Source organism: Paracidovorax oryzae ATCC 19882 (assembly GCF_000687165.1).
GTDB classification, from domain to species: Bacteria; Pseudomonadota; Gammaproteobacteria; order Burkholderiales; family Burkholderiaceae_C; genus Paracidovorax; species Paracidovorax oryzae.
In genome coordinates this window covers 44,042-54,548 of sequence record NZ_JMKU01000030.1, presented here as the reverse complement: position 1 = coordinate 54,548, position 10,507 = coordinate 44,042, and the positions used below count along the sequence as shown (strand labels likewise).

Below are 10,507 nucleotides of genomic sequence, written 5' to 3'. Positions count from 1 at the left end.
ACGGCGTTGACGGCGGAGGCGATGTCGGCGGCCGTGCCGGAGGCGGCGACGTTGACGGTCTTGGTCTGCAGGCCGGCGATCACCACCGTGCCGGCGGCGGCGCCTGCCGAGCCGGCCGAGGCGCCGGTGGTGGCTGCGCCGGAGGCCGAGGCCGTCAGCTGGGCGCCATAGTTGTTGGTGCGGAAGTTGCCCGTGGTGGCCGTGATGGTCTGGTTGGCGTTGGCGCCGACCTGGAAGGTGGCCGAGCCGAAGGAGCCGTCCAGCAGCTTCTGGCCGTTGAATTCGGTGTTGCCGGCAATGCGGTCCATTTCCGACAGCAGCTGGCCGACTTCGGCCTGGATGGCCTTGCGGTCACCGGAGGAGTTGGTGGCGTTGGCCGACTGCACGGCCAGTTCACGCACCCGCTGCAGGATGTCGCCGGTGGACTTCAGGGCGCCTTCCGCCGTCTGCGCCAGCGAAATGCCGTCATTGGCGTTGCGCACGGCCTGGTTCAGGCCGCGGATCTGCGAGGTGAAGCGCTCCGAGATGGCCAGGCCGGCGGCATCGTCCTTGGCGCTGTTGATGCGCAGGCCCGAGGACAGGCGCTGGATGGACGTGTTGAGCGACGACTGGCTCAGGCTCAGGTTGCGCTGGGCGGTAAGCGAGCTGACGTTGGTGTTGATGGTGGATGCCATTGCAAATCTCCTGAAAAGAACTGACTGGATATGGCGTTGCCGCCAACTGGGCCCAGAACGCCTGGCCACAGAGTTCACAGATCCTTGCGAGCCATCTGTTGAACGGCGGGCCGACTCGAGTGCTGCTCATACGTCCCGTTGGAGATGTTTTCGGGTGTCCGCCAGAAAACTTTAGGCACGAACACATGGATTGAGCGGTTTTTGTGTGTCTTATCCCCCCAATGCCCCGGGGCAGGCTCCCCAACAATCCTTCCATCGTTCCCACAAAGTCCGCCGGAGGGGTAGCGCTTGAGCCGGCAGTAATGTTTGTTCCCAGCCTCGCAGGAGTTCCGCCATGGCGTCCACCATCAACACCAACATCAGCTCGCTCACTGCCCAGCGCAACCTGAGCCTGAGCCAGTCGTCGCTCAACACCTCCATCCAGCGCCTGTCCTCGGGCCTGCGCATCAACAGCGCCAAGGACGATGCCGCCGGCCTGGCCATCTCGGAGCGCTTCACCTCGCAGATCCGGGGGATGAACCAGGCGGCGCGGAACGCCAACGATGGCATTTCGCTGTCCCAGGTGGCGGAAAGCGCGCTGGCGGGCGCGGGGAACATCCTGCAGCGGGTGCGGGAACTGTCGGTGCAATCGGCCAACGCCACCAATTCGGCCGGTGACCGCAAGGCCATCCAGGCGGAAGTCGGCCAGTTGCTGTCCGAACTCGACCGTATCGCCGGCACAACAGAATTCAACGGCCAGAAGCTGCTGGACGGCTCCTTCGGCTCGGCCACCTTCCAGGTCGGCGCCAACGCCAACCAGACCATCACGGCCACCACGGGCAATTTCCGTACCATCAACTATGGCGCCCAGCTGACGGCCTCGGCCTCCGGCGCGGCTACCTCCGGCGCGTCGGCCGGCTCGGCAGGCGCCGCTGCCGGCACGGTGGTGATCGCCGGCCTGCAGACCAAGACCGTCAACGTCGCCGCCTCCGGCACGGCCGCCGACATCGCCTCCGCCGTCAACGCCGTGGCCGATTCCACCGGCGTGACGGCCTCGGCCCGCAACGTCTCGGAACTGAAGTTCTCCGGCGCCGGCTCTTTCTCGCTGGCGGTCAAGGGTGAGAACAGCACGGCATCCAACGTGACGTTCAATGTCACGGCCACCAGCTCGGCCGCCGGCCTGGCCGAAGCCGTGAAGGCCTTCAACGACGTGTCTTCGCAAACGGGCATCACCGCCAAGCTCAACAGCGACAACACCGGCCTGATCCTGACCAATGAGTCGGGCAAGGACATCAACATCGCCAACGGCGCCAGCAGCGCCGCGGGCATCACGCTGGCTTCGCAGGACGCCACCCAGACGCTGTCCACAGGCGACCTGACGTTCACCACCGCCACGGCGGCCGGCACCGGCACCACCGTGGCCTCGCGCGGCACAGTGGAATACAACTCCGACAAGGGCTATACGGTGAGCGGCACGGGCGACACCATGACGACCACCACGGCCACCACCTCCAGCATGAAATCCGTGAGCACCATCGACGTATCCACGGTGGACGGATCCACGCGCGCACTGAAGATCATCGATGCAGCGCTTTCCGCGGTGAATGGCCAGCGTGCAAGCTTCGGTGCCTTGCAGTCCCGATTCGAGACCGCGATCGCCAACCTGAACACGTCGTCCGAAAACATGTCCGCCTCGCGCAGCCGTATCCAGGACGCGGACTTCGCCTCGGAAACCGCCAACCTGTCGCGCGCCCAGATCCTGCAGCAGGCCGGCACGGCGATGGTGGCCCAGGCCAACCAGTTGCCCCAGGGCGTGCTGTCCCTGCTGAAATAAGCCATCAAGCCGGCCGAAGGCCCCGCCGGCCGACGCGCGGCCATCGCCGCCGTCCCCTGTGGGTGGGTTTTCTTGTTTGCAGCAGGAGGATCGTGCTGGCGGCAATCCGTCGGGAAGTTGTCCTGGGGTCATCCGGCAGCACTGCGGCGCAACTGGCAGCTGCCATGCTTGCGCACAATACGCCCATGTGAAAACTTCTAGGGACTTCCCATGTCAGAACGGCAGCAAGAAACACCGGTTTACGTCACGCAGCCGTACCTCCCGCCCCTGGAGGAATTTCTTCCTTACCTGAGAGGCATATGGGACAGGAAGATCCTGACCAACAACGGCCCCTGCCACCAGGAACTTGAATTCAAGCTGCAGGAATACCTGGGACTGCAGCACATCTCCCTCTTCGCGAACGGAACGATTGCACTGGTCACCGCCCTGCAAGCCCTTCGTATTACCGGGGAAGTCATCACGACTCCCTACAGTTTCGTAGCCACCGCCCATTCGCTTCTCTGGAACGGTATCAAACCCGTTTTCGTGGACATCGATCCGCAGACATTGAACCTCGATCCAGCGAAGATCGAGGCAGCGATCACGCCCCAGACCACCGCGATCCTGCCCGTGCATTGCTACGGCCACCCCTGCGATGTTGCCGCCATCCAGAATATTGCCGACAACTACGGGTTGAAGGTGATCTACGACGCAGCCCATGCGTTTGGCGTGCGCGATACGGAGGGCAGCATATTGCGGCATGGCGACCTGTCAGTGCTCAGCTTCCACGCCACCAAGGTGTTCAACACATTCGAAGGGGGCGCCATCGTCAGCCCCGACGCGAAAACCAAGCGGCGCATCGACCACCTCAAGAACTTCGGATTCGTCGATGAAGTGACCGTAGTGGCGCCAGGCATCAACGGCAAGATGAGCGAGATCAATGCCGCCTTCGGCCTGCTGCAGTTGCAGCACATCGACAAGGTGATCGCGCGCAGGGCCGATATCCACGCCCGGTACCGGCGGCTGCTGGCCGGGATCGACGGCATTGCATTCATCCAGAGCGACGCGCACCGGCACAACCACGCATATTTCCCCATCCTGGTCGGCGAGGACTATCCCATTTCGCGCGATGCGCTCTACGAGCACCTGAAGCTCCATGGCATCCATGGCCGGAGGTACTTCCACCCGCCCATCAGCAGCTTCCCGATGTACAAGGCACTTCCGTCCGCCAACGCCCAGAACCTGCCGAATGCCCACCGCGCTTCGGCATCCATCCTCTGCCTGCCGATGTTTCCCGCCCTTGCAGACGACACGGTGGAGATGATTGCCGCCCTGATCAGGGACATCGGCAGTGGTGCAGCGGCAGCGTAAGCCAGCAGGCCACCGAAAGCCCCGGTTCATCCATGGAAAGCCCGGCACAGATGCAGCAGCAGATCGCAGGCAACGGCGGAATGCCGGAAAGAAGGGTCCTTGTATTTCCCGCCGGAACAGAAATCGGCCTGGAGATATTTGCAGCGCTCAAAGGCTGCCGCAACACGAGCCTTTTCGCAGCGGGCGAAGACATTCCCAATCACGCCCGCCTGCTCTACAGAGAGTACCATGTGCTCCCGCATGTGACCCATGCGGCATTCTCGTCAAAAATCGCCGGACTCTGCAGAAGGCTGGAGATCGATTACGTATTTCCTGCACACGACGATGCCCTGACGGCACTCAGCAAGATGCAGGCCTCGCTGGGCGCCAAGGTAATCGCTCCTTCCGCAGACACCTGCGAGATCACGCGCTCCAAACGGGCCACCTATCAACGCCTCGAAGCGTTCATCCAGACACCGAGGGTATTCCACGACCCTCGTTCCATCGACACGTTTCCCGTCTTCATCAAGCCCGACCGCGGCCAGGGTTCCCTGAATGCTTTTCGCGCGGATGACGAGGAGCAACTGGCACACGCCCTGAGAACCGCCCATGACCCGCTGGTATGCGAGTACCTCCCCGGCGAGGAATACACGGTGGATTGCTTTTCCTCGCTTCGCCAGGGGCTGCTCTTTTGCCATGCCCGCCGCCGCGACCGGATCCGCAATGGCATATCCAACTGCACGGTGACCGTGGAGCTGCCGGGCATCGACCACATGGCCCGGGCCATCGCGACCCAACTGGAGATGCGGGGCGCCTGGTTCTTCCAGGTGAAGCGCTCGTCTGCAGGAGCCCTCACGCTGCTGGAGGTGGCACCCCGTATTGCAGGCGCCATGGCGGCCCACAGGGTCCAGGGGATCAACTTCCCGCTGCTCAGCCTGATGGAACAGGACGGATTGAACCTTCAAATACAGCAAAACCAGGGCAGCGTGGAACTGGATCGCAGCCTGCGCAACCGCTATCGGCACGACATTGAATTCGACGCGCTCTACATCGACCTCGACGACACGCTCATTCTCAATGGCGAAGTGCATCTGGAAGCATTGAAGCTGATATTTCAGTGCATCAATGCAAAAAAGCCCGTCACGCTCCTGACACGGCACGCACTGGATATTGAAAAGACACTGCAGCAGCACCGGCTGCATGGCTTGTTCGACCGGGTGGTCCATATTACCGATGGGAGCATGAAGTCCGCCCACATCCAGCGCGATGGCCACCCCATCTTTGTGGACGACAGCTTTTCCGAACGCCAGGAAGTCCGGAAAACCCTGGGCATACCGACATTCGACCTGAGCATGATCGAACTTCTCACGGAGCAGGGTTTCGCGCCGCGCCCACACCCCCCATCGCTGGAGGAAACCCATCATGGATGAAAAGACGTTCCTGGAGAGCCTGGCTGCCACCTACACCACGGCTGACAGCCCCCAGGATGCGGCCATCAGATCCATGGCCATGCGGGCATTCACGCCCCATTTCGCCCAGCACAGCCATGCGCTGGAGCTTGGCTGTGACTTCGGCTACATGACCCAGCTGCTGGCACCGCATTTCGAAAGCCTCACGGTGGTGGACGGATCCTCCGTCTTTCTTCAAAAAGCCCGATCGCACGGCATTCCGAACGCGGTATTCATTCAGTCGCTGTTCGAAGAGTTCGAATCCACGACGACGTACGAGCATATTTTCCTGAGCTACGTTCTCGAGCACGTGATAGACCCCCGCGCCCTGCTGCGCAAGGTTCGCACCCTGCTCGCCCCACGTGGCAAGGTGTTCATTGTGGTGCCCAATGCGCGTGCGCTGTCCAGGCAGATGGCACGCCACATGGGACTGGTCGACGACCTTTATGAGCTGACGGATAACGACCGGCGGCACGGCCACAGGCGGACCTACGACCGCGTGCAACTGGCGAGGGACATCTCGGCAGGAGGACTTTCCAGCATGCATACAGGCGGCCTCATGCTGAAGCCGTTCGCGGACTTCCAGATGAATGCGATGTTCGCGGGCGGAATCCTGGGGGCCACCCAGCTGGAGGGCCTCTACCAGCTGGGGCTGGAATATCCTGATCTTGCAGGTTCCCTGTTTTCCATCTGCTGCGCAGCCAGTTAACGCCATCACCAGAGCACTTCCACCATGGCTTCTGTCCCCACCGACCTTTTCACGTGCCCGGTCTGCGGAAATGGCGTCACGCACTTCCTCCCCGTACCGGATCATTACGCTTCGTCCCTGCGCAAGCACGGCGCATCGTTTTCGATGTCGGATTTCGAGACACTGAACACCGCGCATTACAGCTGTCCTGCATGCATGGCCTCGGATCGCGATCGCCTGTATGCCTATTTCATTCGGCGCCACCTGCTGCGCCCCAGCCTGCCGCAGTTGCGGATTCTGGACATGGCGCCGGCCCCGGCGCTTTCCACCATGCTGCGAGGTCTCGGTGGGCGCAATTACCGGTCGGCGGATCTGCAATCCCCGCTCGCAGATGATCGCGTGGACATCACCGACATGCGGATCTATGCAGACGATTCCTTCGATCTCATCATCTGCTCGCATGTCCTGGAGCATGTGAACGACGATCAGCTGGCGATGCGCGAGCTGCACCGGGTCCTGGCGCCAGGCGGCTGCGCGATCCTGATGGTGCCCCTGCTGGCCACGGCCACGACCACGGACGAGGATCCCCAGGAGAACCGGATCGAAGAGCGCTGGCGCCGGTTCGGCCAGGACGACCACGTGCGGCTCTACGCGAAGAAGGACTTCATCGGACGCCTGCAGCATGCAGGTTTTGCGATGGCTTCGCTGACCCGGGACGACCTGGGCGCAGCGGCCTTTTCCGAGCATGGCATCAGCGCCGGCTCCGTCCTGCACATCGGGCGCAAGCCCGCCGAGCCAGGATGCGCCCATCCCAGCTGGTTGCTGCGCAGGGAAGCGGAGGACGGCGCCGGCGAGCAAGGCGAGCCGGATTCCGCGGCCCCCGTGCAGGTCACGGTGGCCATCCCGGCCTACAAGGCGACCTATCTCGACGCCGCGCTGCAAAGCGCGCTGGCGCAGGAGTTCGACAGCTTCGAGATCGTGGTCTGCGATGACAGCCGGGGTGATGCCGTCGAGAAAGCGGTCGCGCCCTACCTTCGCGGCAACGCACAGCCGCGGACATCGCCCGTGGCCATCCGCTACTTCAAGAATCCCGAACCTTTGGGGGAGGAAGGCAACGTCGGCAAATGCATCCGCCTGGCCCGCGGGGCCTACATCAAGTTTCTCTACGACGACGACATTCTCCTGCCGGGATGCCTGCGGACCCTTGCCGACGTGCTGGACCGGCATGACGACGTCTCGCTCGTGTCCTCGCGCCGGCAGGTCATCGACGAGCAGGGCCGCAGGCAACCGGACATCGCGGCAACCCAGTACCCTTTCACCGGAGACGTACTCGTAGAAGGCGGGGACCTCGTTTCCTTGCTGGCCGACTGGACCGTGAATTTCATCGGCGAACCCAGTACCGTCATGGTGCGCAGGGAGCATGTGCTGCCGCTGGCGGGCAGGCAGTTTTCGCTGGAGAACGAACCCGTCTACTGGCTTGGCGACGTGACGATGCATGTCCAGCTGCTGAGGCTGGGCCACCTCGCATTGCTGCAGGAGCCACTGTCCTGCCTGCGCATCTCGAACGAGCAGACCAGCCACCTCGGGCGGCTCCACGCCCATATCGGGAGAGAACGCTACGCCTACTTCAGCCGCACCCTGAAGCAGTTGGGGTGGGTCCGATCCACCAACAACCAGTTCGTCCGCGTCACGCCGCTGGCCCTGCCAGGGGTGTTCGATACGGTCGATCTGGGCACGCGCCTGGAGCGCATGCTGAGCGGTGCTCCACCACTGGTGGATGCGTTGGGGCCCTGGCTCTCCGCGCGCATGCCCTGCGAAGCCCAGCTGCAGTTGATGAAGGGTCATCTGCAAACCGTGGTGCCTGCACCGTCCGTGCACATCTTCGTGCGTGATGCCCAGGGAGACGGCAACCAGGTAGAGGCCACGCTTCACAGCCTGGAAGCACTGCGCTTGCCGGGGCTCGCATTGCAGGCCACCGTGCTTGCACGCGCTCCCGGCCCGGCCCGGCCCGGGGCCGAACATGTGGAAATGCAATCCCTGGCCGAATGGCCGGCGATCGCCAACCGGCAGGCGGCCGCGGCCGGTTCCGGCTGGTTGCTGTTCGTGGAGGCCGGTGAGGTTTTCACCCCCCATGGCCTGTGGACCCTGCTGCTGGAAGCCGGCAGCGCCCCGCAATGCCGGGCCATCTATGCAGACGAGTTGGTGGAAACGGGCACCGGCAGCCTGGGAACCCTGTTCCGGCCCGACTTCAACCTGGACCTGCTGCTTTCGTGCCCCCAGGGCATGGCACGGCACTGGCTCTTCAGGCGTGACGCATTCCTTCAGGCAGACGGTTTCGATCCGCAGGCCCCCGGGGCAGCGGAGCTGGATCTGATCCTGCGGCTGATCATGGCCGAAGGGATCGAATGCATCGGCCATGTCAGCGAGCCGCTGCTCGTTTCCGCCCTGCCGCATCTCTCCAGCCACCCTGACGAGATCACGGCCATCGCACGGCACCTGCATGCGCGGGGATATGTGCAGGCCAGGGTCGATGCCAACCTGCCGGGGCGCTACCGGGTGCACTATGGCCATGAGGCCACGCCGTCCGTCTCCATCATCATCCCGACCAAGGACCAGTTCGCCATGGTGGAGCGATGCGTGAGCTCCCTCCTGGAAAAGACCGCCTACCAGAATTACGAAATCATCCTGGTGGACAACCAGAGTTCCGAGCCTGCCGCCTGCGCGTGGCTGGACGGGCTGGAAGCGATGGACGATCCGCGCATCCGCGTGCTGCGCTATCCGCATCCGTTCAACTATTCCGCCATCAACAACGCGGCGGCGCGCATGGCGCGTGGCGAATACCTCATCCTGCTGAACAACGACACGGCCACGCTGCGCGGCGACTGGCTGGACGCCATGCTCAACCATGCGCAGCGGCCCGAGGTCGGCATCGTGGGGGCCAAGCTGCTGCACGCCGACGGCACCATCCAGCACGGCGGCGTCGTGCTGGGCCTGCGCGGCCCGGCAGACCACCCCTTCATCGGCCTGCCGGCCGATGCGCCCGGTTACATGAATCGCCTGGAGGTGGACCAGAACTACAGCGCGGTCACTGCTGCCTGCCTGATGATCCGCCGCTCGGTCTTCGAAGAGGTCGGCGGGCTGGACGAAGAAGCCTTCAAGGTGTCGTACAACGACGTGGACCTGTGCCTCAAGGTGCGCCAGGCCGGCTACCTCATCGTCTGGACACCGCACGCGGTGGTGCTGCACGAAGGCAGCGTGAGCCAGAAGTCCGTGGATGTGGCCACGCAGGAGGCCAAGCGGGCTCGCTTCATGGGCGAGCAGGACGCCATGTACCAGAAGTGGCTGCCCGTCGTGGCACGCGACCCGGCCTACAACCCCAACCTGTCGCTGCATGGCACCGGCTTCGACGTGGAGACCGACGCTGCCATCAACCGCCGCCCCCTGCCATGGCGGCCCCAGCCGGTCGTGCTGGCGCTGGCCGCCGACCATTCCGGTTGCGGCCACTACCGGGTGATCGAGCCGGTGCGTGCCATGCACGGCAGCGGCATCGCCGATGCGCGGTTCGCCAGCCGCTACTTCACGCCCGAGGAACTGCACCGGCTGCAACCCGACGCCCTGGTGCTGCAGCGCCAGGTGAATGAAGAACAGCTCCAGCTCATCCAGCGCATCAAGCGCCTGTGCCCGGGGTTCATGGTGGCCGAACTGGACGACTACCTGCCCAACCTGCCCCTCAAGAATACGCACCGCCAGGAGATGCCCAAGGACGTGCTGCGGCAGCTGCGCCGCTCCGTCGGCATGATGGACCGCTTCGTCGTCTCGACCGACGCGCTGGCCGAAGCCCTGAAGGGTATTCACCCGGACATGCGGGTGGTGCAGAACCGCCTGCCGCCGCGCTGGTGGCGCGGGCTGCAGGGCGGCCGCCAGACGGGCGGGCGGCCGCGCGTCGGCTGGGCGGGCGGCATCAGCCACCAGGGAGACCTGGAGCTGATCACCGATGTGGTGAAAGAGCTGCACCGCGAGGTGGACTGGATCTTCTTCGGGATGTGCCCGGACCGGATCAAGCCCTATGTGCGGGAATACCACGGTCCGGTGTCCATCGAGCGCTATCCGGCCATGCTCGCCAGCCTGAACCTGGACCTGGCGCTCGCCCCGCTGGAGCAGAACCTCTTCAATGAATGCAAGAGCAACCTGCGGCTGCTGGAGTACGGTGCGTGCGGCTATCCCGTGATCGCCAGCGACGCGCGGCCCTACCAGTGCGGGCTGCCGGTCACCCTGGTCAAGAACCGGTTCAAGGACTGGGTGGATGCCATCCGCGCCCATGTGCACGACCCGGCCGCCGCCGCACGGTCGGGCGATGCGCTCAAGGCCGCTGTCGAGCGGGACTGGATGCTCGAGGGGGCCCACCTCCAGAACTGGCTCCGCGCCTGGCTGCCGGAATAACGGACAGCGGAGCCCCGATTCCATTCAAGTGTGGAGAATGCTGTCCGATACCATTGATACGATCCGTATTCTCCCCTGGCCGCCTTCGCATAGTCCTGGAAGGCGGCCTTTTCCT

6 protein-coding genes are annotated in these 10,507 nt (G+C 64.0%); 5 read left to right on the top strand and 1 reads right to left on the bottom strand.

Annotated features, from left to right (window positions below; translation table 11 throughout):
• The coding region (locus T336_RS0119460; RefSeq protein ID WP_026433800.1) for a flagellin N-terminal helical domain-containing protein at nucleotides 1-674 on the bottom strand (674 nt) is incomplete at its 3' end.
• 334 nt (nucleotides 675-1,008) lie between these two features.
• Between T336_RS0119460 and T336_RS0119455 the strand changes: the two genes are divergently transcribed.
• The 5 genes from T336_RS0119455 to T336_RS0119435 all read left to right on the top strand — a co-directional run bounded on the left by T336_RS0119455 (nucleotide 1,009) and on the right by T336_RS0119435 (nucleotide 10,392).
• Nucleotides 1,009-2,487 carry a flagellin N-terminal helical domain-containing protein gene (locus T336_RS0119455; RefSeq protein WP_026433799.1) on the top strand — a complete coding sequence of 493 codons (1,479 nt, stop codon included), beginning with the start codon at nucleotides 1,009-1,011 and terminating at the stop codon, nucleotides 2,485-2,487.
• 210 nt (nucleotides 2,488-2,697) lie between these two features.
• Nucleotides 2,698-3,837, top strand: a complete 1,140-nt coding sequence (locus T336_RS0119450) for a DegT/DnrJ/EryC1/StrS family aminotransferase (protein ID WP_026433798.1) — start codon at nucleotides 2,698-2,700, stop codon at nucleotides 3,835-3,837.
• Between the two features lie 50 nt (nucleotides 3,838-3,887).
• Complete coding sequence (locus tag T336_RS0119445) at nucleotides 3,888-5,246, top strand: ATP-grasp domain-containing protein (RefSeq protein WP_035226618.1); 1,359 nt, start codon at nucleotides 3,888-3,890, stop codon at nucleotides 5,244-5,246.
• Complete coding sequence (locus T336_RS0119440; protein WP_026433796.1) at nucleotides 5,239-5,973, top strand: class I SAM-dependent methyltransferase; 735 nt, start codon at nucleotides 5,239-5,241, stop codon at nucleotides 5,971-5,973. Before T336_RS0119445 ends, T336_RS0119440 begins: the two co-directional genes overlap by 8 nt.
• A gap of 24 nt (nucleotides 5,974-5,997) precedes the next feature.
• Nucleotides 5,998-10,392: a glycosyltransferase gene (locus T336_RS0119435; protein ID WP_167333661.1), complete on the top strand. Its 4,395-nt coding sequence runs from the start codon at nucleotides 5,998-6,000 to the stop codon at nucleotides 10,390-10,392.
• Nucleotides 10,393-10,507: the final 115 nt, after the last annotated feature.

Excerpts from the sequence above, each read along its gene's own strand:
- T336_RS0119455 (WP_026433799.1), top strand. The coding sequence starts at position 1,009 with ATGGCGTCCACCATCAACACCAACATCAGCTCGCTCACTGCCCAGCGC.
- T336_RS0119450 (WP_026433798.1), top strand. The coding sequence starts at position 2,698 with ATGTCAGAACGGCAGCAAGAAACACCGGTTTACGTCACGCAGCCGTAC.
- T336_RS0119445 (WP_035226618.1), top strand. The coding sequence starts at position 3,888 with ATGCAGCAGCAGATCGCAGGCAACGGCGGAATGCCGGAAAGAAGGGTC.
- T336_RS0119440 (WP_026433796.1), top strand. The coding sequence starts at position 5,239 with ATGGATGAAAAGACGTTCCTGGAGAGCCTGGCTGCCACCTACACCACG.
- T336_RS0119435 (WP_167333661.1), top strand. The coding sequence starts at position 5,998 with ATGGCTTCTGTCCCCACCGACCTTTTCACGTGCCCGGTCTGCGGAAAT.